Annotated in this window: 14 protein-coding genes; 10 read left to right on the forward strand and 4 right to left on the reverse strand. The window is 35.7% G+C overall.

What is annotated here, in order from left to right:
• Positions 1–101: 101 nt before the first annotated feature.
• A complete protein-coding gene (locus GSY47_RS08770) occupies positions 102–899 on the forward strand; it encodes an SDR family oxidoreductase (RefSeq protein WP_179005724.1) in 798 nt (265 codons plus the stop codon).
• A 6-nt stretch (positions 900–905) separates the two neighbouring features.
• Positions 906–1736, forward strand: coding sequence for an amidohydrolase family protein (locus tag GSY47_RS08775; RefSeq protein WP_179005726.1), 831 nt, complete (start codon positions 906–908; stop codon positions 1734–1736).
• Positions 1737–2096: 360 nt separating this feature from the next.
• Here the strand turns inward: GSY47_RS08775 and pelA are convergent, their stop codons facing one another.
• Both pelA and GSY47_RS08785 read right to left on the reverse strand, forming a co-directional pair.
• On the reverse strand, positions 2097–3278 hold the full coding sequence (gene pelA, locus GSY47_RS08780) for a pectate lyase (protein WP_179005728.1): 1182 nt from the start codon (positions 3276–3278) through the stop codon (positions 2097–2099).
• Positions 3279–3290: 12 nt separating this feature from the next.
• A complete protein-coding gene (locus GSY47_RS08785) occupies positions 3291–4967 on the reverse strand; it encodes a glycoside hydrolase family 28 protein (RefSeq protein ID WP_179005730.1) in 1677 nt (558 codons plus the stop codon).
• A gap of 382 nt (positions 4968–5349) precedes the next feature.
• Here GSY47_RS08785 and GSY47_RS08790 point away from each other — a divergent pair, with 382 nt between their 5' ends.
• The 3 genes from GSY47_RS08790 to GSY47_RS08800 all read left to right on the forward strand — a co-directional run bounded on the left by GSY47_RS08790 (position 5350) and on the right by GSY47_RS08800 (position 10656).
• Positions 5350–7866, forward strand: a complete 2517-nt coding sequence (locus tag GSY47_RS08790) for a right-handed parallel beta-helix repeat-containing protein (protein ID WP_179005732.1) — start codon at positions 5350–5352, stop codon at positions 7864–7866.
• Positions 7867–8014: 148 nt separating this feature from the next.
• The gene (locus GSY47_RS08795) at positions 8015–9079 is read left to right on the forward strand and encodes a Gfo/Idh/MocA family protein (protein ID WP_179005734.1); all 1065 of its coding nucleotides are present in this window, start codon (positions 8015–8017) and stop codon (positions 9077–9079) included.
• On the forward strand, positions 9076–10656 hold the full coding sequence (locus GSY47_RS08800) for a sodium:solute symporter (RefSeq protein WP_179005736.1): 1581 nt from the start codon (positions 9076–9078) through the stop codon (positions 10654–10656). The genes GSY47_RS08795 and GSY47_RS08800 overlap by 4 nt, the downstream gene beginning before the upstream one ends.
• A 193-nt stretch (positions 10657–10849) precedes the next feature.
• On the opposite strand, the gene GSY47_RS08805 is transcribed toward GSY47_RS08800, so the two are convergent.
• Together GSY47_RS08805 and GSY47_RS08810 are read right to left on the reverse strand one after the other, a co-directional pair.
• Positions 10850–12220: a phosphatidylserine decarboxylase family protein gene (locus GSY47_RS08805; protein WP_179005738.1), complete on the reverse strand. Its 1371-nt coding sequence runs from the start codon at positions 12218–12220 to the stop codon at positions 10850–10852.
• A 260-nt stretch (positions 12221–12480) separates the two neighbouring features.
• Complete coding sequence (locus GSY47_RS08810) at positions 12481–13692, reverse strand: MFS transporter (protein WP_179005740.1); 1212 nt, start codon at positions 13690–13692, stop codon at positions 12481–12483.
• A 102-nt stretch (positions 13693–13794) separates the two neighbouring features.
• Here GSY47_RS08810 and GSY47_RS08815 point away from each other — a divergent pair, with 102 nt between their 5' ends.
• From GSY47_RS08815 to GSY47_RS08835, 5 genes are all read left to right on the forward strand, one after another.
• A complete protein-coding gene (locus GSY47_RS08815) occupies positions 13795–14613 on the forward strand; it encodes an AraC family transcriptional regulator (RefSeq protein WP_246611296.1) in 819 nt (272 codons plus the stop codon).
• Positions 14614–15049: 436 nt separating this feature from the next.
• Complete coding sequence (locus GSY47_RS08820) at positions 15050–17239, forward strand: alpha-L-rhamnosidase-related protein (RefSeq protein WP_179005742.1); 2190 nt, start codon at positions 15050–15052, stop codon at positions 17237–17239.
• Positions 17239–18900, forward strand: coding sequence for a glycoside hydrolase family protein (locus tag GSY47_RS08825; RefSeq protein WP_218651428.1), 1662 nt, complete (start codon positions 17239–17241; stop codon positions 18898–18900). Before GSY47_RS08820 ends, GSY47_RS08825 begins: the two co-directional genes overlap by 1 nt.
• Before the next feature lie 157 nt (positions 18901–19057).
• Positions 19058–20182 carry a glycoside hydrolase family protein gene (locus GSY47_RS08830; protein ID WP_179005744.1) on the forward strand — a complete coding sequence of 375 codons (1125 nt, stop codon included), beginning with the start codon at positions 19058–19060 and terminating at the stop codon, positions 20180–20182.
• A 221-nt stretch (positions 20183–20403) separates the two neighbouring features.
• Positions 20404–23739 (forward strand): glycoside hydrolase family 2 TIM barrel-domain containing protein, encoded by a 3336-nt coding sequence (locus GSY47_RS08835; protein ID WP_179005746.1) that lies wholly within the window; start codon positions 20404–20406, stop codon positions 23737–23739.
• Positions 23740–23969: the final 230 nt, after the last annotated feature.

A 23969-nucleotide genomic window follows, 5' to 3' on the forward strand; every position in this document is an offset into this window, starting at 1 on the left:
AAAACATAGAACTATGTGAATTAATGCAAGTGAAACGCCTTTATGCGGTTCCAAAACTATGTTTTTATGTGTTTAAAAATGAATCTTAAATAACCACAAAAATGGATTTAAACTTAAAAAACAAAATAGTTGTCGTTTCTGGTTCGGCTGGAAAAGAAGGCAGTATTGGAGAAACAATCATTAATAGATTGGCAGATGAAGGCGCAATTCCGGTTTTAGTTGACAGAAATGCAAGAGGTTTCGAATACGTGGAAAGACTTCAGAAAAGAGGAGTTAATTCTTTATTTGTACAGACTGACGTAACCGACCCTGTTGCAATAGAAAATGCTGTAAAAGTAATCGGAGCAAAATATGGAAGAATTGATGCTATAATTAATAATGTTGGCGTGAATGACGGTGCAGGATTAGATTCAAGCTACGAGGATTTTATGAATTCTTTGAAATTGAATGTGGTAAGTTATTTTTTATTGACTAAATATTCGCTTCCATTTTTAAAAGAATCAAAAGGAAATATTTTAAATATTGGTTCAAAAGTGGCTTTAACAGGTCAGGGCGGCACTTCTGGTTACGCTGCTGCGAAAGGTGGAGTTTTGGGCTTAACTAGAGAATGGGCAGTAGATTTGATTCAGTACGGAATTCGTTCGAATGCCATTATTATTGCTGAAAGTTATACGCCTGCTTACGAGGATTGGATTAAAACATTACCAGATGGAGAGGCAGTCTTGAAAAAAATTAGTAAAACGATTCCATTAGAAAGCCGAATGACCAAAACAGAAGAAATTGCAGATACGGCTCTTTTCATCATTTCTGAAAAATCATCGCATACTACAGGACAATTTGTTTTTGTGGATGGAGGTTACGTACATTTAGACCGCGCTTTAATCAGCGATGTTAATTAAAAAGTTATGAGTAAAAGAATAGATTCGCATCAGCATTTTTGGAAGTTTGATCCCGTTAGAGACAGCTGGATCGATGAAACTATGCAGAATATCCAAAGAGATTTCCTTCCTGAAGATTTACAGCCTTTATTAAAAGAAAACCAGTTTGAAGGCTGTGTTGCCGTTCAGGCAAGCCAATCGGAAGAAGAAACGCAATTTTTATTGGATTTGGCTTCTAAAAATGATTTCATAAAAGCAGTTGTGGGCTGGATCGATTTGAGAAATGAAAACATTGAAGAACGTTTACAATTCTTTTCAGATCAAAAAAAACTGAAAGGTTTCAGACATGTTGTGCAAGGAGAACCAGATGATTTTATGTTCGGAACAGAATTCAGAAGAGGAATCACAGCTTTAAAATCCTTCAATTATACTTACGATATATTGATTTTTGAACGTCAATTACCAGCTGCAATAAGTTTGGTGAAAGATTTTCCAGACCAAAAATTTGTAATTGATCATATTGCAAAACCAGATATTAAATCAGGGAGCATTGATTCTTGGAAAAAAGGAATTGAAGAAATCGCAAAGTATGACAACGTTTGGTGTAAAATCTCAGGAATGGTCACAGAAGCCGACTGGAAAAACTGGAAGCCAGAAGATTTAAAACCTTATTTAGATGTAATTTTTGAAAACTTTTCAGTTGATAAATTGATGTATGGTTCAGATTGGCCGGTTCTTAATGTTGCTTCAGATTATCATGAAGTAGTAAAAACTTTAGAAGATTATATTTCGAAGTTTTCTATTGAAGACCAGAATAAGATTTGGTTTGAGAATGCGAAGGAGTTTTACAATTTATAATTTATGAATTAGCTCGTAAATTAGGAGAGCCTGAAAGGCTCATACCATGAACACAGGGCAACGCCCAGTGACAGCAAATAGAGATATGCAACAAAGCCCTGAAAGGGCGTAAGCAAATTTGAAGACAAATGCTTGCGCCCTTTCAGGGCTTTATGATTGCTGGTGTATATCAATTCATAGGGCGTAGCCCTATGGTGATGCTTTGAGGCCTTTGGCCTATTATTAGAATAATAAAAAAACATAGCCCGTGGTTTCAACCACGGGAGCACAATGTGAGACGTTACAATATTGCGTCCCCGTGGTTGAAACCACGGGCTATATTTGAAAATTGGACTTCACTCGAAATGTCAAAAAATATTTCTAATTCTTCAAAACATTATTTTCTGGAGCCCACTTTTTCTGCCATTCTGGATATTTCTTCAATGCCTTTTCAGGTTTATCCGTATACCAAGCATAACCCGTTCTTCTTTCACGGCTTACCTCGGCTAAAGAATATAGAAATTCGCTGTCACGATCGCTGAATAAAGGTCTGTGTGTTTTTAATTCATAGTAACGAGTCCATATTGGTGGCGCTGTTGGATCGTTTATGATTCTTACGTCATTTTTGATTTTCTTGTATTTGGATTCCATTTCTTCAGCAGCAAAACTTTCAACTCTGGTATTGTAGATTTTAGAATCCTGAAACCATTTTACGGCACCCTGAATGGCATTGATTATCTTTTCATTTGGATTATCAATGTCCATCAAAAACAAAACTATATCAACACTTTCTGCATTACAGATGCTTGGCGGTTCAAATTTACGCGCCCAAGCAGGTTCAAGTGTTATTTCGTCGTGTTGCTGGCACCAAGCGGTTAATTTTCCGTTGTCTTTAATCTGCATTTTTAAAATACACTCTAGTCCTTTTTGATATGCGGTGGCTACTTTTTTTCTAGTTTTGGCATCAATAAAAGCATAATCAGGATCATTGTTTACAATCTTTTTAAGGAGATTCATGATTCCCATATATGCTCCGTCATTAAAAGTAATATGACGGCTATAACCTTTTTCTAAAGGAAAATATTGTGGCCAGCCTCCGTTTGAATATTGTGCTTTTATAGTGAAATTAATACCTCTTAAACACCCATCTTTATATCTTGAATCTTTTGTTAGCGTATAAACCTGCGCTAGATAATGAATATGTGTATAAGTTGTTTCATTATCGAAAGTAGTATGTTCGATGTATTTTGTCTTAACCACACTGTCAATTTGTTGTGGCGTCAAAATAGCTTTCATATCATAATTCTTAGGCCAGCCTCCATTATCACGCTGGAAATAGAGAATATTATCTGCAATTTTGGTGTAATCTGTTTCAGCATATTTCGGCTGATTCGGAATCGGATTTATGATATTGGTTTTGTCTTTGATAAAATACCAATGATTGGTGCCGTCTGTAAAAGGTTTTGTACTGATCTCGCTGTTTGTCTGTGCATTTGAATACAAAAATGAAAAGACACAAAACGCTGATGCCAATAATTTCGAGCTGTTTATGGAATTGAACATAAAATCTCCGTTTTAAAATTTAACAGCTTTCTTAGGAACAGTTTTATCGACAGTAGTAGTTTTTGATAAATTAGAACCGCTTAAATCGATATTTTTACTGGCTTCTCCTGCAATTGTAATGGTATTTGAAGAGGAAGGATTAAATGCTACATTTTTTAAAGAAAGGTTTTGTGCATTGTAAATCTCAAATGCATTTTTAGCTTCAATATCTAATTGTAAGTTATTTAATTTTATTCCTTTAGCGTCAATAATCGAAAACCCTTTTTCAGCTTTGGCGATTAAGTTTGTGATTTCAATATTTTCTAAATTCATTTCTGGAAGACCTTGCAAAAATACGGCTTGCTGAGCACCTTTAATAGTGATATTTTTAATCGAAATGTTTTTAAACTGAGGAGTTTCAACTGTCACAGGCATCGCCTTGTTGACCACTTTGTCTCCGCCTTCTTCTAATGTTTCGGCAATCGATTTTCCTCCGTAATACAAATTAAACGAGATAGCCTGTGATGGAATATCAGTCATAAACACATCTGAAATAAAGATGTTTTCTACGACACCACCTCTTCCGCGGGCACTTTTAAAACGCAGACCTACATCTGTTCCCATAAAAGTACAATTAGAAACGTGAAGGTTTTTTACACCTCCAGACATTTCACTTCCTACTGTAACTCCTCCATGACCATGATAAACAATATTATTTCTCACAATGATGTTTTCGCAAGGAACACCTCTCTCACGTCCGTCTTTATCTTTTCCGGATTTAATGCAGATAGCATCATCTCCCACATCAAAACTTGAATTTTCAACCAATACATTTTTACAGCATTCCACATCAAGACCGTCTCCGTTTTGAGAATACCAAGGATTACGAACACTTACATTGCGAACAATCAAATCTTCCACCATAAAAGGGTGGATATTCCACGCTGGGGAATTCTGAAAGACAGGACCGTCAAATAAAACTCTTTTGCTGTTTTGAATGCTTACCATTACCGGACGAAGAAAATCGTGAATGGTTTCAAATTCTTCTTTTGTTTTTAAATCCGGACGCACATTTTGATCAGCCCCTTTAGAAGCATTCATAAAAATTTCAGAAGGATACCAGCTTGTTTTATCTTTGTTTAAAACGCCACCTCTTGCAATAACTTCTTTCCATTGGCTGTCTGTCACTTTACTTTTCTTAACCTGTCTCCATACTTCTCCAGAACCATCCCAAACTCCGGTTCCAGTAAAAGCAATATTTTCGAGGTTTTTACCATAAATAGGAGAGATGCATCGCCAAGTATTTAAACCTTCAAAGTTGGTTTCAACCAAAGGATACAAAGTTTTGTCTGGAGAAAATTTTATCAGAGCACCTCTTTCTGCATGTAACTCAATATTACTTTTTAATATAATTGGTCCTGTAAGCCAAATTCCAGGAGGAATAATTAGTTTTCCACCGCCTTTTTTAGACAGTGCATCAATCGCATCTGCAAAAGCTTTTGTATTTAAAACGTAGCCTCCATTTACAGCGCCATAATCCTTTAAGTTTACGGTATTGTTAGGAATAACAGGCTCGTTAATTTTTGACATTTTGAACTCAATGTTTTGGTAAGTACTGCCTGAGGTATTTTGAGCATTAAGGTCTTTAGAACTCAGACACATCAAAAAAGCGAGTGCAAGAGAGGCAAATTGTAGTCGGTTGATTTTCATTGTTAGTAATTTTTTTGGTGTTTATTTTATTTATATGAAAATTTAAGTTCTTATAAATAATAATCTTTAAATGTAATCGATTACACAAATCTATTAAAAAAATAATACGAAATAACAGTTTTAGTCAATTTATCACAGATTTTTTATGAATTTAACTTTTTTTGATTCGGAAATGAAAGGATAATTAAAAGCCGAATTTTCGAAATGAATGTCTTGAAGTCAATATTACAGGAGGGTACAGGATGCTCGTAATTTTATATTCTTTTAAATTGTCCCTGTTATTTGGTAAAAGTGTTAAAAATACAATTATTTGTAAAAGTTATAGCGCTTTAAATAAATGCCTCGTAATTTTAGCTCAAGAAAAAAATCAATACTATAAATAATGCGTTTAATTCCTTTCAACAAATTACTAGTCGTTTTTTTACTGGTATTCACAATTTCGGCAAGTGGTGCTGAAATCTGGGTTTCACCATCAGGAAAAGATTCGAACATCGGAACAAAATCAAACCCGCTGGCAACGGTTCACATGGCAATGCGAAAAGCCAGAGAACTTCGTCGCTTAAAAGATCCATCGATAAAAGAGGGAATTCGTATCATAGTAATGAACGGAACATATTATTTAAACGAACCTTTATTTGTAAGACCAGAAGATTCGGGAACTCCAGAAAGTCCAACAATTATTCAAGCTGATGCTAACGCAAAACCAATTATAAGTGGTGGAATCGAAATTAAAAACTGGACAAAATCGACAACTGTTATTAACGGACTAAAAAAAGGTTCGGTTTGGGTGGCAGACGCACCAACGAAAGCAGGAACGTTAATTGATTTCAGACAATTATGGGTAAACGATAAAAAGGCAGTTAGAGCCAAAAATACGGCTGGAACGGCAATGGAACGTATTTTATCTTGGAATCACGAAGAACAAACCTGCTGGATTCCGTTTAAAGATAAATCGGTGAAGTTTGAACCGGGAATGGAAATGTTTATTGTGCAATGGTGGTCGAATGCCAATCTTCGCATCAAAAATATTGAAGTGCAGAAAGACAGCGCCAAACTTTCATTTGAAGAACCTGAAAGCCGAATCCAAAGCGAACATCCTTGGCCAGCGCCTTGGATTTCTAAAAATAACGGAAATTCAGCTTATTTCTTAAACAATGCTTTTTCACTTTTAAACGAACCGGGAGAATGGTATTTAGATAAGAAAAATGCCAAAATCTATTATATCCCAAGAGCTGGAGAAGATATTGCCACAGCTAAAATTACTGCTCCATTTTTAGAAAATCTTTTAGAAGTAAAAGGAACAATCGATTCTCCTGTACATCATTTTCAGTTTAAAGGAATTTCGTTTCAGTACAGCAACTGGCTTCGTCCTTCACAGCAAGGTCATGTGCCGTTGCAATCTGGTTTGTATTTGTTAGATGCTTATAAATTGAAAGTTCCTGGAACGCCAAATCAGGCGAATTTAGAAAATCAGGCTTGGGTGGGAAGACCACGTTCGGCGGTTGAAGTAAATTATGCTAATAATATTCAGTTTGAATCTTGTCGTTTTGAACATTTAGCTTCAACTGGTTTAGATTTAAATAAAGGAACAAATCACAATACTATAAAAGGAAATTTATTTAAAGATATAGGCGGAAGTGCCATCAATGTTGGAATTTTCTCTGAAGAAGCTTTTGAAGCACATTTGCCTTTAATCATAAAAGATGAAAGAGAAATGTGTTCGGATGAAGTGATTTCAGATAATTTAATCACCAATGTAACCAATGAAGATTGGGGAACTCTGGGAATCAGCGCTGGTTTTGTTCGAAATATTACGATTGAACACAACGAAATTTCGGATGTATCGTATTCTGGAATGGCAATGGGCTGGGGTTGGACACATACGTCAAACGTGATGCAGAACAATAAAATTCTAGGAAATAAAATTCATCATTATGCCAAACATTTACATGATGTAGCGGGAATTTATACACTTTCGGCTCAGCCAAACAGCCGAATTGAAGAAAATTATATTGATAAGGTTTACAACAGTCCTTATGCACACGATCCGTTTTTATGGCTGTATTTGTATACTGATGAAGGAAGCGAAGGTTTTACGATTAAAAACAACTGGATTGCCGAAAAGAAAATCCTTAAAAACCACAATGGCCCAAAAGGCAATATCTGGGAACACAATGATCCGTATGTAAGTTCTAAAATTAAAGATGCTGCAGGAATTAGAGCACCGTATAAAGATTTAGAAAAAGAAGTTGTAATCGACGAAAAATGGGGATTGCAGGAAATGCCAAAACCGTATGCAATCGAATTAATAGGTTCTGATTTTGATATCGAAAAAATCAAATCAACTTTAACGGGATTTAGAATTGTAGGTCAGGAATTGTACCAATGGAAAAATCATTTGGTTATTTACGGAAAAATGAATCAACCCGAAAGAACGAAACGTAAATTGGCAGGCGCTTTTCCTTCTTTAGAAATTAAAATCTATGAAGATTTGGTTTATGATTTTCAAAACTTCGAAAGATGTAAAGATTCAAAACCTGCATCAGATTGGGAAAATGTGGTTTTAACAGCCAATCTTCCTGCTGATGAAAAATTGCAAAAAGAATATGTGGAGTATCATAAAACGCAATTCGAAAAATGGCCAGAAGTTGCCAAAGGTTTCTGTAATGCCGATTTTCAGCAATTGCAGGTTTTCAAAAAAGACAGACAATTAATTTTGGTAATCAGTATTCCGAAAGGGGAAAATTTGGATAAATTAAATCCAAAAACCACCCAAAATAATCCAAGAGTTGACGATTGGAACGCCTTAATGAAAAAATACCAATCTGGAATTGAAGGTGCAAAACCAGATGAAACTTGGATTTTCTTAAACAAAGTAGAAGTAGAAGCAAAAAAATAAAAAATAGCCACGAATTCACGAATTTTCTTTTGAAAATCTTTGCGATTATTTTTTCGAATAATTCGAATTAATATTACATCTAGATTGTAAAAAAATAATTCGTGAATTCGTGGCTAAAAAAACTATCAAAAAACTAAAATAAAGACCAATGTTAAAAATAGCCATTCTGGGACTTGGAGAAGGACGAAGCACAATGTCGGCTGCAATCGAAAGTTCAAAACTAGAACTCGTTAAAATATGCGACCGAAACGAAGAATTGTGTAAACAAAGAGCAAAAGAATTCGATTTTCATGCGTACACCACCAGTTACGAAGATTTGTTAAACGATGCATCAATTGATATTATCGCGATTTACACACCGGATCATCTTCACGCACAACATGTAAAACAAGCTTTGTTACATGGAAAGCATGTAGTTTGTACCAAACCGTTTATCGATGATCTTTCGGATGCAAAAGAATTGTTGGAATTAAGCAAATCAACAGGAAAGAAAGTTTTCATTGGGCAAAGTTCCCGTTTCTTCGAACCAGCCAAAAGACAAAGAGCCGATTATGAAGCAGGTTTAATTGGAGATTTAATTACAATCGAGGCGCAATACCATGCCGATCACAGATGGTTTTTGAAGAAAGAATGGTCGCTTTTGCAATCGTTTAAATGGCTTTACGGAGGTTTGAGTCATCCTGTAGATTTTATCAGATGGTATCTTCCAAACATTGAGGAAGTTATGGGGTACGGAATGATCAGCAGTAACGGAAAAAATGCTGGATTAAAAAATGAAGATACTATGCACTTTATTTTTAAAGCAACTGATGGAAGAATTGCTCGTGTAAGCGGGGTGTATACTTCGCCAACTCAGCCAGCACAACGTGACAGCGGCATGAGTACGATTTTAAGAGCAACAGAAGGAGCTAGTCAGGCCGATTATCACGAATTGCGTTATGCAGTTACTGATAAAACTGGAGAAGAAAAAGTGATTACTTGGGGCGACAGCACGATAAAATATTATTTCCGTTTTGAAGGACAAAGTCATCACGGCGGAGAATATCAGAATTATTTAGAATATTTTACAGATAGTATCGAGCAAGGTTTTGAAGCGTATCCAAACATGGAAGAAGGAATTGGAACCGTAGCTTTATTACAAGCAATGGACAAATCTTTACAAACTGGAATGCCGGTTAAAATTGCAGATATTCTTAACGAATACGGACTATGAACAGTATCTACGATAAATTAACCACGCTCGATTTTGTTATTGTTGCGGGTTATTTGGTGGCTTTATTAGTCATTGGGTATGTGGTAAGTATGAAACAGAGAAAGAAAAACGAAACGCTTTTTCTTGCCGGAAATTCTTTAAACTGGTACAGCATCGGGTTTAATATGTGGGGAACCAATGTTGGGCCTTCGTCATTATTGGCTTTTGCGAGTATTGGTTACGCTACTGGAATTGTAGCAGGAAATTTCGAATGGTACGCTTTTGTGTTTTTATTGCTTTTGGCAATGGTTTTTGCACCAAGATATATTGCGAGTAAAGTAAGCACGATGCCCGAATATATGGGAAAACGTTACGGTGACAGTACACAGAACATTCTCGCGTGGTACGCTTTAGTAAAAATATTAGTAAGCTGGCTGTCTTTAGGATTATTTAGTGGAGGCGTTTTAGTACGTCAGATTTTAGGAATTCCGATGTGGCAAAGTGTTACGGTTTTAGTGATTTTCTCTGGAATTTTTACTTTTGCAGGAGGATTAAAAGCAATTGCTAAAGTCAATGTTTTTCAGATGATTCTGTTAATTGTGGTTTCATTAACCCTTTCGTATTTAGGATTGCAAAAAGTGGGTGGCATCGAAGCTTTAGCAGCAAAAACACCGTCGAACTTTTGGAATTTAGTGCGTCCGTCAGATGATGCGAGTTATCCGTGGCCTGCTATTTTGTTAGGATATCCTGTAGCGGCTGTTGCTTTTTTCTGTACCGATCAATCGATGGTGCAGAGTGTTTTAGGTGCGAAAAATCTAGAACAAGGACAACTTGGCGTGAACTTTATTGGATGGCTGAAAGTGATGGCGCTTCCGTTATTTATCTTACCTGGAATTTTGTGTTATGCTTTATACCCGGAATTAGGAAGCAATTCAGACTTAGCTTATATGACAATGGTTACGAACCTTTTCCCAAGCGGCATGAACGGTTTGGTAATCTGTGTGATGATTGCGGTTTTGGTGGGAACAATTGGTTCTTCGTTAAATGCTTTGAGTACTGTTTTCACCAATGATATTTATGTAAAGAAAATCAACCCGACAGCGACGATTCAGGATCAGATTAAAATTGGTCGTTTAACGATTGCTGCCGGATGTGTATTTGCGATTTTGATTGCCGTTGCGATTGACAATATCAAAGGACAAAATTTATTCAACATTTTTCAGGCAGTTTTAGGGTTCTTGGCGCCTTCGTTATCTGTTGTTTTCCTTTTGAGTGTTTTCTGGAAACGCACTACAAAAAAAGCCGTAAATGCAACACTTTCTTGGGGTTCGGCTTTTAGTTTGTTTGTTGGGGTTTTATATCTATGGATTTTTCCTGCCGATAAATATCCAGTTTGGCCTCACTTTTTGTTGATTTCGTTTTACATTTTTGCTGTTTTAATGATTAGCGCGGTTATTATCTCTTTAACCGATAGAAATCCTGAAGTTAATGTTTCAGATGAAACGGATATTCCTAAAACGAGTAAAAAGGTGAAGCTTTTGTTTGGTCTGTTGGGATTGGTGATTTTGGTTTTGTATTTGGTTTTTAATGGAAATTAATAAATTCAAAGAATCTTAAACATAGCCAGTGGTTTCAACCACGGGAAACGTATTTTGATAAACGTAATGTGATATGCTTTGCGTTCCAGTGGTTGAAACCACTGGCTATGTTCAGAAAAAATAGAAAAGGCTTTAGCCAAATTGTAGATATTTGGCTAAAGCCTTTTGAGCGTTATAAAAAGTAACTTGAGGTTTAAATCACTTTTGCTATTTGTGTGTTTACACGAATATTATAAGCTGCATCCAAACCTGGTGTTTCATAAGTGGTGAACGCTAAATTTACACTTGGTCTAAAAAGTAGACAATGTGTGGAGCCTCCAAAATGAAACATTCCTAGTTCGTCGCCTTTTTTCACAATGTCTCCGGCCTTTACTTTTATTTCACAGCTGGAAACTTCTGCCATCCCCACAGGAATTACACACATAAGTCCAATTGCAGGATTATCTGCTTCAATAAATATTATGGCTCTGGTGGCAACTGCTGTTAAAAAAGGTTGTGAATTGTTGGGTGCACTCGAATCGGGTCCCGCCGGATTATAGAAACCTTGATATATATTTTCTAGATAATACGAACCGTTTACAATAGCAGTTTTAACAATTCTGCCGTTTACAGGACTGTGCCAGCGGTGATAGCTCAAGGCACTCAAAAAGGCCTGATAAACTGTTCCACCATCAAATTGTGGGGCTAATTCATCAAAATTCATCATGTTTTCTAATGAATAAGGCTGTCCTTTTAACCAAAATTGATCTGATAATGCTACATTCTTGGCTACTTGTAAAGGTGCCGACTCACAGGCGTTTACAATAATTGAATCGTCATTGGGTGCAGTAACTGGACGGACATTTTGGCAAAACAATCTTGTGAAAAAATCATCCCAGCTTTTGAAACCATAATATAGTTCTGAAGGATTTGATTGAAAAACATCAGAAAATGTAGCATTGGGCGAAATAGGATTCGGTTCTAAACCTAATGCTCCTTGAGCAACTTGCATCATTTCCGATTGTGCTACTTCGCTCAACCAAGCAATTACATCTTCTGAAGGATCATTTTCTACCAAAACATATCTGGAATCTTCCGTAACCAAAAATTTAGACCAGTAGTTTAATATCTTTTTTAACTGCTGATTGACCAAAGTGTTTGAGAAAACATCATAACCAAAACTAGTCGCCATTGGCCAGGCTAATAGAGCGTTAATAGGAAAACCAATCATACCTGAAGGTGTTTGATTTCCGGGAGCGCCAGTTTGGTATGCTTCGGGAGCAGTTTGCATGATTCCGTTGAGTAAGACAAGGAAATCCTCAAAAGTCATAGGTTCTGGTTCCCATTCTAAAGGAGTAGTTTGCTTTAAAAAATAAGCTTCAGCAAACATTCCCTGCACATTAGCATACAAAACAGAGTCTGAATACACTAGATTCTGAAAATCGGCAATTTCGGGAATAAGTTGTGTTGGATTTTCTGCTGTAAATTTCTTGATTTTTTTAATCCAATCCTCGATAATTTGGGGATTTTGTGGCAACCAGCCTCCCAATAATTGTTTTGCTTTAGTAAATTTTGTTGTTTCCATAGTTATTTGGGTTAAATTCATAACGAAGGTATTTTAGAAAATAATCCTACAATGTTAAATAGTCACAGAAGGTTATTTTGGTGTTATGAAGACCTTATATTGCTGACAGGAAACGAAATACTTTTGGAAAAGCAACTTAGATAAAAAAAACACATAGCTTTTCAATCCAGAAAAACTATGTGTTTTATTATGAAATGAAATGCCTCTAAAGACAATCCAATATACTATCCCGAAGCTTCGGGACTATGTGTTTAAAAAAATTACTCAGCCTTTTTCTTTCCTTCAATATTCGGCAAGAACCCAGTAATAACGCCAATCAAAGGCAGAAATGCACAAATCTTAAATACATATTCTATACTCGTTGCATCGGCAATTTTTCCTAAAACAGCTGAACCTAATCCTCCCATTCCGAAAGCAAATCCGAAGAAAAGACCTGCTACAAGTCCGACTTTTCCAGGCATTAATTCAGTTGCATAAACTAAGATTGCAGAGAAGGCCGAAGAAAGAATTAATCCGATGATTACAGATAAAGTTCCAACCCAAAAAAGAGAAACATAAGGTAACATCAAAGTAAACGGAGCAACACCCAAAATAGAAACCCAGATTACATATTTACGTCCGAAACGATCTCCAATTGGACCTCCAATTAAAGTTCCGGCTGCGACAGCTCCAGAGAACAAGAATAAATAGACTTGCGACTGCTGAATCGAAATATGGAATTTATCAATCAAAAAGAAAGTGTAGTAACTCGTAATACTGCTCATGTAGAAGTATTTAGAGAAAATCAAAACCAATAAAATTACAAGAGAAGCAATTACACGGTTTTTAGATAAATGATGCGTTTCAATTTTATGAGCCGATTTATTCGCATTTCTTTCAGATAAATGTTCTGTATACCAAATTGCAATTTTATACAAAGCAAAAACGCCGATTAAAGCAATAATACAAAACCAAGCAATATAAGACTGTCCGTTCGGAATTACGATAAACGCTGCTAATAAAGGGCCAATCGCACTTCCGGCATTTCCGCCCAATTGAAAGATGGATTGCGCCAAACCTCTTTTTCCACCCGAAGCCAAATGTGCTACACGAGAAGATTCAGGATGAAAAATGGAAGATCCAATTCCGATTAAACTAACCGATAATAATAAGTTGATAAAACTGGTAGCAATCGAAACCATAAAAAGTCCGACCATTGTAAAACACATTCCAATAATTAAAGAATATGGTTTAGAATTTTTATCGGTATACATTCCCACAAAAGGCTGAAGGATAGAAGCTACGATTTGGTAGGTAAAAGTAATGATTCCGATTTGAGAGAAACTTAGGTTAAAGTTTTCTTTCAACAACGGATAAATTGAAGGGACTACGGCCTGTAAAAGATCATTAATTAAATGAGAAAAACTGATGATGAATAAAATCGAGTAGGTGGTTTTTTTAACTATGTCAGGATTTGCTTTAATAGTGTCCATGAGATATTTTTTTGATTTTTAAATTAGGTTAAAAAACAACAGCTGTATTATTTTTTGCAAAGATTAAAAGAATAGTAATGTCAGAATTGCTATATTTGGACAATGAATAACCATATTCGGACATATAGAATGGCTCAGGAGCATGGATACAGAGAAGATCCATCGATTCCTGTTATTGGCTATACTGAAATGGTAACCAATGAAATGTGTATTTCGCATTCGCATCCAAGAGGACAATTAATTTATGCAACCCGTGGTGTAATGAACGTGGTTGTGGGCAATCATATTTGGGTTGTGAATCCGTTACAGGGTTTGTGGCTTCCGGGCGGAGTAGAACATCAGGTTACTTTTCAGAAAGATGTTAATTATTACAGTGTTTTTATTGATGCATCTGCAATGGCGGGATTACCAGAGAAAAGTTTTTCATTTGATATTCCGATGTTTTTAAAGCAATTGGTTTTCAAAATCATTTCTTTTGGAATAGAAGGAAATTTAACGCCACCGCAACACAGGATCATATCGGTTTTTCTGGACGAATTGGCTTTAATAGAACCAAGCGCTACTTTCTTGCCAACAACTAATCACGAAAGATTACAAAAAGTAGTCGAACTTTTAATGGAAGATATTGCCAGTAAAAATACGATTGAATATTACGCCGAACTTTCTTTTATGAGTACCAGAACTTTATCTCGATTGTTTATCAAAGAATTGGGAATGAACTTCAGTGACTGGCGTACACGTTTAAAATTGCTTGAAGCCATAAAACGTCTAGGCGAAAAACAATCCATCAAAGAAATTGCATTCAATTTAGGTTACGAAACGACAAGTGCTTTTATTTATATGTTTAAAAAGCATTTAGGCAAAACGCCTTCTAATTATATTTTAGAAGATGAAAATGAGAACGATAAATTATCGGCTTAATTGATGAAACTAAAAATAGAACACGGATAAAACGGATTTACTTCGTAAAGACGCTGATTTAGACGGATTTTTTAAACATATAGAAACATAGGTTTTTATTCTCTTTGCGAAATAGAAATAATAAAAATGACTAGTCATTAACACATAGCTATGCGTATGTATGCAAGTGAAACGCCTTTATGTTCAAAGCAATTCTATGTTTCTATGTGTTTAAAAAATAAAATCCGTTTTCATCCGCGTCTTTGTGATAGCGAATCCGTCTCGTCAGCGTCCCATAAAATTCTAACATCATTTTTTTTAGTACTAAAAAAGTGATACCTCGTAATTTTTCCCTTAAAAAATTATCAAAAAGTATTGTTTTTCATGAAATAGCAGGATAGTGCAGGTTGTCAAATGTGAAAATAACACTTATCTTTAGTCCCAAAATATACTTACTATGCTAAACCGCTCTTCCATTTTTAAGATCTTGCTTATTTTTGTTGCCTTTTTTTCATGTTCATTATCATTTGCACAAGAAAAAACAAAAGAAGCGACATGGATCTGGTATCCAGGAGATTTTGAAGTTTGGTTAAGCAATAAAATGCAGGTAAGACGTACAGAACGTGAAGCTGTATTTCCTCCGCTTTGGCAATATTACAGTCCTTATGCTTTAGTCACTTTTCAGACAGAAGTAGATATTCCACAACCAGACGAAGTAAAAATTTTCTCGGAAGGACCTTTTCAATTGCTTTTAGATGGCGTTCAAATTTATGGACAACCAAAATCGATTACAGTTCCTTCCGGAAAACACAAAATTTCCTTTAAAGTTTATAATCAGGAAGTATTGCCGGCTATTTATATTTCAGGTCAATACGTTAAATCTGATGCTTCGTGGAAAGTTACCAACGAAGATAAACTTTGGATTGACGAAACCGGAAAAGCACAACAATCTGGCACGCCATGGGTTCCTGTTGGTTCTTGGAATTTTAATTCGCCAGAAAATAAACCTTCTGAGTTTAAACTAACAACAAAGCCTTTAAGCGCAAAGAAAACCGAAAAAGTAGGAACTGGTCAATTGGTAGATTTTGGAAAAGAAACTTTCGGTTATATTAAAATTCACGGTTTAAAAGGAAAAGGTAAACTAGCATTGTATTATGGAGAATCTCGTGAAGAAGCTTTGGATTCTGCTAAATGCGAAACTTTAGATCACTTATCTTTTGATGGAAAACAATCTGAAACTTATACTCATAACGGTTCAAAAGCTTTCCGTTATGTTCAGGTGCAGGCAGATGCTGGTGTAAAATACGATTCAATTTCGATGTTGTATGAATATCTGCCATTAGACTATCGTGGCGCATTCAAATCATCGGATGAACAATTGAATAAAATTTGGGATGTGTCGGCTTATACGATGCATTTAACGTCTCGCGAATTTTTTATCGACGGGATCAAACGTGATCGCTGGGTTTGGTCTGGCGACGCTTATCAAAGTTATTTAATGAATTATTATTTATTCTTTGATTCAGCTTCTGTAGAAAGAACTTTGTTAGCACTTCGTGGAAAAGATCCTGTAACGGCTCACGTAAATATCATTATGGATTATTCGCTGTATTGGTTTGTAGGTGTTTACGATTACTACTTACATACGGGCGATACGAAATTCATCAAAACTTTTTATCCAAGAATGAAATCGCTTATGGATTTCTGTTTAGAAAGAAGAAATAAAAACGGATTCCTTGAACCATTAGAAGGCGATTGGGTTTTTATTGATTGGGCTGACGGATTGCCAAAAACAGGCGAAGTTAGTTTTGAGCAAATGCTTTTAGCAAGAAGTTTAGAAGCTATGGCGGTTAGTGCCGAAATTGCTGGGAAAACCGAAGATCAGAAGCAATATCAAAAATTAGGAACTGATTTAAAAACAAAATTATTTGATGTCTTTTGGGATAAAAAGGAAAACGTCATGAAGCACCAGCGTATCGATGGTAAAATGCAAAATATTGTAACCAGATATGCTAATATGTTCGGTATATTTTTCAATTATTTTAATGAAGAACAAAAACAAAGCGTAAAAAACAAAGTACTGCTCAATAAAGATGTTCTGCAAATTACAACACCATACATGCGTTTTTACGAATTGGAAGCCTTATGCGCAATGGGAGAACAAAACTACGTTTTAAAAGAAATGAAAGATTATTGGGGAGGAATGCTGAAAGAAGGCGCAACCTCTTTTTGGGAAGAATACAATCCAAACAAAAAAGGAACGGAACACTTAACGATGTACGGTCGTCCTTACGGAAAAAGCCTTTGTCACGCTTGGGGTGCAAGTCCGATTTATTTATTAGGAAAATATTATTTAGGTGTAAAACCAACCGCTCCAGGTTATGCCGAATATGAAATCAAACCAAATCTTGGCGGATTGCAATGGATGGAAGGAAAAGTGCCGACACCAAATGGAGAAGTGGTCTTGTATGTAAGCAAATCAGAAATCAAAGTAAAAGCAGGCGAAGGAGAAGGAAAATTGATTATTGAAAGTTTGGTTAAACCAAAAACAAACTCGGGAACGATTACAGAATTGGCCAAAAACAAATACCAATTGACGGTAAAACCTAATATTGACTACAAAATAAGTTATAAAGCAGTTAAATAATGATTCAAAAAAGTAAACATATTTATTGGTTATTCTTGGTTTTTTTGAGCATTCAAGTCTCAGCACAAACCACAGCATGGAAACCAGCATCGTTTGAAATTGTAAAATCCAATTATAAAACTTTCAAAACTACGCAATACGCTCATGTATTTTCAGGAAGCAAACACAATATTGTTCGTTTAGCTCCAGAAATGCAAGGTTTAACAGGAATTGAACTTCCTTTAGAAGCTTATAAAAAGGGAACAAATACTTCTCTCCAATTAAAATTTAAAGAATCCGTAACTGTTTTGATTGGAGTTTTTCAGGATAAAAATGCCGAATACCTTCAACTAAACCAAATTGGAAATAATAATGAGATTCTTTCAAATGGAGTAACAATTACAGGTTTACCACCTGTTGATGTTTATGCAATTCCTTACGGAAAAGGAACTCATACTATTTTGCCAAATCAAAAAGGATTATTTGCTGTTTTGGGAGTTTTGAAAATCGACCAGCAGTTGAATGCGAGAGATGCTAAATTACCTGATGGAAAACTTTGGAATCCAACTTTTATAGTAGAAGGATTTTCGGATGAAAAACCACTTTTCGAAATTATTAGCGGAGAAAACAAACCTGTTATTGATGAAGGAATGTCTGGAACAGAAGGAATTCAAGGCGGTTTTGAAGGCGGACGTGTGGTTAAAGTCGGCGATACGTATCATATGTTTCCAACCGAAAGAGCAGGTGAAAAAGGTGTTGATTACTATTATGATCGTGTAAAAACCAAAATTGGACATTGGACAAGTAAAGATGCAATTCATTGGAAAAGAGAATCAACAATTTATCAAGCAAGTGGAACTTACGCTGTTACAGAAGACGATAATCCAATGAACGATCGTCGTGCGGCTATTTGGTCGTATATGCCTGTTTTTAATGAAAAAGCAAACAAATGGTACGGCTATTATTTGGCGTATACTGTGAGTAAAGAAATTGAACCAAACCATTCATTCGGAAGAATATGGCGTTGTGAATCGACTGTAGACGGAATCAACGGAATTGGCGGGCCTTATAAAGATATTGGAATCATTATGGAACCAGGATTGGATTCTCAACCTTGGGAAGGACGTCAGGGTGTTGCCTCGTTTTTCCCATACCAAGTTGGCGATAAATATTTCGGATTCTATAGCGGTGCGTATCCGTTCAATTCATGGGCAGATTATCCGAAGAAATCAGGAAAAGGCTGGTTTGTAGCTTTAGCCGAATCCAAAAGTTTAGAAGGTCCTTGGTTGAGAATGAACAAAGGTTTGGAACCCATTAAAACCATGCATCCGTTATTCGTAGAAAACCCAATTGTAAGTCAATTACCAAACGGACTGTACATTGCAATTTTCGACGGGGGGCCAGACGGCTGGGGACATCATTTACCCAACATGATTGCGTATTCTTTATCAGCAGACGGCGTGAACTGGGCAGAAGCACATTATCTTCCAATAGAAACTAAAGTAGATAAATGGTGGGATATTATGCGAACGCCATTATGTTTAATCCCAGAAGGAAACGATGTTTACACCATAGTCTATAACGCCATCGACCTGAAAAGAAGATTTCATCCAACAGGAATGGTAAAAGTAAAACTGAATAAAGACGTAATGGAATCTAAATTAAAAGAATTGAAAAAATAATTTCACGCAGATTTTACAGATTTAAGCAGATTATTAATTGATTTTTATCTGCGTTAATCAGCCAAAATCTGCAAAATCTGCGTGAAACAAAAAATAAAAAAAACTTAGTCCCGATAGCTATCGGGATAGCGCCTAAAAGGCAAAAAAAAACATGAAAATGAAAATTAAATATCTAATTCTAACCATTTCAGCACTTGCTATAACCAGCTGTGCAACAAAATACAAGAAAAGAGAAATTACCGACAACGTAATGCAGGAGATTTACGAAGAAATCAAAACGCCTTACAAATACGGCTTGGTAATGGTTCCTACCGACAACTCATACAAAATGGATTGTCCGAGTGTATTCAGAAAAGACGGTAAATGGTACATGACGTATTTAATTTATGACGGACGAGGTTATGAAACTTGGTTAGCAGAAAGTGATAATTTGTTAGACTGGAAACATCTAGGAAAAGTAATGTCTTTCTCAGAAAATGAAAAACATTGGGATGTTAACCAAAAAGCAGGATATATTTCGTTACAAGACATGACTTGGGGCGGAAGCTACGAATGGGAAAAATACGATGACAAATACTGGATGAGTTATTTTGGAGGAGACAGCAAAGGTTATGAAGCGGGTGTTTTATCAATCGGAATGGCATATACCAAAGAAGCTCCGACAAAACCACACGAATTTCAGAGATTAGAAAATCCGGTTTTGACTCCAAAAGATAAAGACGCAAAATGGTGGGATAATAGCACAATGTACAAAAACAGTGTGATTCGAGATAAAGATAAATTGACGGGACACAATTTTATTATGTATTACAATGCACGTGGTGATAGTATAAATCCTGCTAAGGGCGCAGAGCGTATTGCTATGGCCGTGTCGGACGATATGAAAGAATGGAAACGTTATGGCGACAAACCTTTAATCAATCATCATAAAGGAATCTCAGGAGATGCTTATATTCAGCGTATTAATGATACTTGGGTAATGTTTTATTTTGGAGCCTTTTGGACAGGCTGGGATCAAGGTGCATTTAACCGTTTTGCCGTTTCGAATGATTTAGTAAACTGGACCGACTGGAAAGGAGACGATTTAGTTAAATCTTCTGAACCTTATGATGATATGTTTGCGCATAAGTCATTTGTTGTAAAACATGATGGCGTTGTTTATCATTTTTATTGTGCCGTTAACAAAGCAGAACAAAGAGGAATTGCAATCGCAACATCTAAAGATTTAGGAAAAAGCAAATTGAATTTTGTAGCTCCGCCGGAGAAAAAGAAGAAGAATTAAGAGGAAAGTACAAAGTACAAAGTACAAAGAATTAAGATATAGTATGCTTTTTAAACCTGATAGGTTTAATTACTTAAAAATAAATAAAGACACAGTTTTGTCATTTTGACGAAGGAGAAATCTCCACAATTAGCTCCACACAGAAAAGCTACCAATCTTTGTAGAATATCGCACGGAGATTCCTCCTTCGTCGGAATGACAAAAAAACTAAAAATAAAATAATGTTTAAGCCATTTCAAATAAATAACTTTTCAAGGTTTCGATTTTCGATACCAAAATCGGTATTCACATTTTTCATTTTACTTCTAACATCTTACACCACGCAAGCCCAATCCGTAACAGGAGAACCAGCGGGAGTTCCGGAATTACATAAAAAATACGAATTTGCTCCGTGGGAAGATCCAACAATTACAAGCATCAACAGACAGCCATCAAGAGCAACTTCATATTCATATTCAAATGTTGAAGACGCATTAAAAGGTGACAGAACCAAAAGCCGAATACAAATGCTAAATGGCGATTGGGATTTTAAATATGCTGTAAACCTAAAAGAAGCTTCTAAAGATTTCTATAAGAATACTGTTTCAGGGTGGGACAAAATCGAAGTGCCTTCAAACTGGGAAATGAAAGGATACGATAATCCAATTTACAAAAGTGCCGTTTATCCGTTTCGACCTATAAATCCGCCTTATATTCCTAAAGATTATAACGGAGTTGGTTCTTACCAACGCAGTTTTACCGTTCCTGAAAACTGGAAAGATATGACTATAACTTTGCATTTTGGAGCTGTAAGTTCAGGTTTTGAAGTTTGGCTAAACGGAGAATTTTTAGGTTATGGAGAAGACAGTTTTCTGCCATCAGAATTCGATATTACACCTTATTTAAAAGCAGGAGAAAATGTGGTTTCAGTTCGTGTAATCCGTTGGACAGATGGTTCTTATTTAGAAGATCAGGATCACTGGCGCATGAGCGGAATCCAGCGTGAAGTTTTCATTATGGCCGAACCAAAATTGCGTATTCAGGATTTCTTTGTTCAAACCAAATTAGACAAACAATATACAGATGCGATTTTCAAATTGCGTCCAAAGGTAGAGAATCTGACTGGAACAAAAATCAAAGATTACACGATGAATGTTCAGTTGTATGATGCCAATAATACGGCAATGTTCAAAGAACCGCTTCAAAGACCAGTAATTGATTTAATCAACGAAAGTTATCCTCGTCTGGATAATGTTCGTTTCGGATTCTTCCAAGAAACGATCAAAAATCCTAAAAAATGGAGTTCAGAAGAACCGAATTTATACACGATAGTCATTTCGATAAAAGATAAAAACGGAAATGTTACCGAAGCCAAAAGCTGTAAAGTTGGTTTCCGTTCGATTGAATTCTCGAAAGAAAACGGAAAAATGCTCATTAACGGAAAAGAAACCTACGTTTATGGCGTAAACCGTCACGATCATCATCCAACAAGAGGAAAAGCGGTTACTAGAGAAGATATCAAGCAAGATATCACTACGATTAAAAAGTTCAATTTCAATTTTATACGTACAAGTCATTATCCAAATGATCCTTATTTCTACGAATTATGCGATCAATACGGAATTATGGTAATGGATGAAGCCAATCAGGAAACACACGGAATAGGTGGAAAATTAAGCAACGATCCGCTTTGGACAAATGCTTATATGGAACGAATGATTCGTATGGTCGAAAGAGATAAAAACCATCCGTCAGTTGTAATGTGGAGTTTAGGAAACGAAGGCGGGAAAGGACCAAATCATTCGGCAATGTCAGGTTGGGTTCACGATTTCGATATTACACGTCCAGTGCATTACGAACCAGCACAAGGAAATGCAAAATTAGACGGATATATTGATCCGCTTGATCCTAGATATCCAAAAACAATCGATCATGCTTACAGATTCGAAAATCCGCAAGACGATTCTTATGTCGATATGGTCAGCCGTTTTTATCCAGGCGTTTTCACACCTAAATTTTTAGTAGATCAAAAGAAAGATACTCGTCCGATTATTTTCGTTGAATATTCTCATGCAATGGGGAATTCGGTTGGAAATTTAAAAGAATTATGGGATGAATTCCGTTCGCTTCCAAGAGTTATTGGGGGCTGTATCTGGGAATTTAAAGATCAGGGAATCTTGAAATTTGATTCCAGATCAGGTCAGAATTATTTTGCTCACGGAGGAGATTTTGGCGAGAAATACCACGACGGGAACTTCAATACAAAAGGAATTGTAGATTCTAACGGAAAACCAAAAGGATCTATTTTTGAAAACAAATGGGTGTATCAGCCGGCGATTTCGACTTTAAACGGAAATCTGCTAGAAATTAAAAATCGTCAAGCCGTTAAATCTTTAGAAGGTTATATTCCAGTTTTAAAAGTGTTGGAAAACGGAAACGTAATCAAAACTCAGATTTTAAAACCATTCAAAGTAGAAGCAGGGCAATCGGAAACTTTAGACATGAGTCAATATCTTCCAAAAATGAAAGCTGATTCAGAATATATTTTAAATATAGAATTCCAGCTTTCAAAAGATGAGCTTTGGGCTTCAAAAGGTTACGTTGTTGCGGAAGATCAGTTTATATTGAAAAAGAAAGAAACTTCAATTGATTTTAGAAATGAAAAAGATTCAACGTATAAAACAACTGAAACAGATTTTGATTTCCAAGTTAGAGGAAAATCTTTTGAAGTAAAAATCAGCAAAGAAAATGGAGCTTTAACTTCGTATATTTTTAAAGGCGAAGAACAAGTTTTTGCTCCTTTACTTCCAAATTTTGTTAGACCTTTAACTGATAATGACAAAAGAGGATGGAAGTCTCAAAAATTATTAAAACAATGGTATAAAGCAAAACCAAAAGTTTTAAGTACAACAATGGGAATTGGAATTGATGGTACTGTAATTACAAGTGAATATGAAATTATAAAAGACAGTGCAAAAGTGCAAGTTGCTTATAAAATCAATGAGAATGGATTAATAAAAGTAAATTACAGTTTAAAAGCTTCAAACAAATTGCCGAACATTCCAAAAATTGGAATGCAGATGGGAGTTAGGAGAAATTTCGATCAGATTTCATGGTATGGAAAAGGTGAACTGGAAAATTACAGCGACAGAAGTTTTGGTTCGTTTGTTGGAAAATATTCGCTTCCGATAAATGATTTTATCGAACATTATCCAAAACCACAGGAAAACGGAAACCGATGCGATGTAAGATGGATGGCATTAAGCGCTCCACAGAAAAACAACGGATTTTTAGTAGTTAACGACTCTAAAGTCTTAAGTATGAGTGCATGGCCTTATACGCAAGAAAACTTAAGCGCATCTGGACATACGTATGATTTGAAAGATCCGGGATTCTTGACTGTAAACATCGATTTAATCCAAATGGGAGTAGGAGGAAACGACAGCTGGACGATTGTTGCACAGCCATTAGAACAATATCAGATTAAATCTGGCAATTATGAATACAGTTTTTATTTGACGCCTTTCAATGGTTCAAAAAATGAATTGGAAAGTAGTTTGAAGAAATTTAAATATTAGTAATTGATAATTGATAATTGATAATTGATAATTGATAATTGATAATTTTAAAATTAAGAACTAATAGTTTAAGGTACAGATTGTCATTTCGAGGGACGAGAAATCTTCGCAAGAAACTTTACAAAGGTGATCCACCATGCGGAGCTACTCACGAAGATTTCTCCTTACGTCGAAATGACAAAAAAGACGAAAAAAAGTAAAAAATCTGCCAAATCAGCCAAATCTGCGAG

It is taken from the genome of Flavobacterium quisquiliarum (assembly GCF_019308285.1).
GTDB classification, from domain to species: domain Bacteria; phylum Bacteroidota; class Bacteroidia; order Flavobacteriales; family Flavobacteriaceae; genus Flavobacterium; species Flavobacterium quisquiliarum.

Bases quoted from the DNA above. Each gene is read 5' to 3' on its own strand.
- GSY47_RS08770 (WP_179005724.1), top strand. From the start codon at position 102: ATGGATTTAAACTTAAAAAACAAAATAGTTGTCGTTTCTGGTTCGGCT.
- GSY47_RS08790 (WP_179005732.1), top strand. From the start codon at position 5,350: ATGCGTTTAATTCCTTTCAACAAATTACTAGTCGTTTTTTTACTGGTA.
- GSY47_RS08825 (WP_218651428.1), top strand. From the start codon at position 17,239: ATGATTCAAAAAAGTAAACATATTTATTGGTTATTCTTGGTTTTTTTG.
- GSY47_RS08800 (WP_179005736.1), top strand. From the start codon at position 9,076: ATGAACAGTATCTACGATAAATTAACCACGCTCGATTTTGTTATTGTT.
- GSY47_RS08820 (WP_179005742.1), top strand. From the start codon at position 15,050: ATGCTAAACCGCTCTTCCATTTTTAAGATCTTGCTTATTTTTGTTGCC.
- GSY47_RS08775 (WP_179005726.1), top strand. From the start codon at position 906: ATGAGTAAAAGAATAGATTCGCATCAGCATTTTTGGAAGTTTGATCCC.
- GSY47_RS08805 (WP_179005738.1), bottom strand. From the start codon at position 12,220: ATGGAAACAACAAAATTTACTAAAGCAAAACAATTATTGGGAGGCTGG.
- GSY47_RS08815 (WP_246611296.1), top strand. From the start codon at position 13,795: ATGAATAACCATATTCGGACATATAGAATGGCTCAGGAGCATGGATAC.
- GSY47_RS08830 (WP_179005744.1), top strand. From the start codon at position 19,058: ATGAAAATTAAATATCTAATTCTAACCATTTCAGCACTTGCTATAACC.
- pelA (WP_179005728.1), bottom strand. From the start codon at position 3,278: ATGTTCAATTCCATAAACAGCTCGAAATTATTGGCATCAGCGTTTTGT.
- GSY47_RS08835 (WP_179005746.1), top strand. From the start codon at position 20,404: ATGTTTAAGCCATTTCAAATAAATAACTTTTCAAGGTTTCGATTTTCG.
- GSY47_RS08785 (WP_179005730.1), bottom strand. From the start codon at position 4,967: ATGAAAATCAACCGACTACAATTTGCCTCTCTTGCACTCGCTTTTTTG.
- GSY47_RS08795 (WP_179005734.1), top strand. From the start codon at position 8,015: ATGTTAAAAATAGCCATTCTGGGACTTGGAGAAGGACGAAGCACAATG.
- GSY47_RS08810 (WP_179005740.1), bottom strand. From the start codon at position 13,692: ATGGACACTATTAAAGCAAATCCTGACATAGTTAAAAAAACCACCTAC.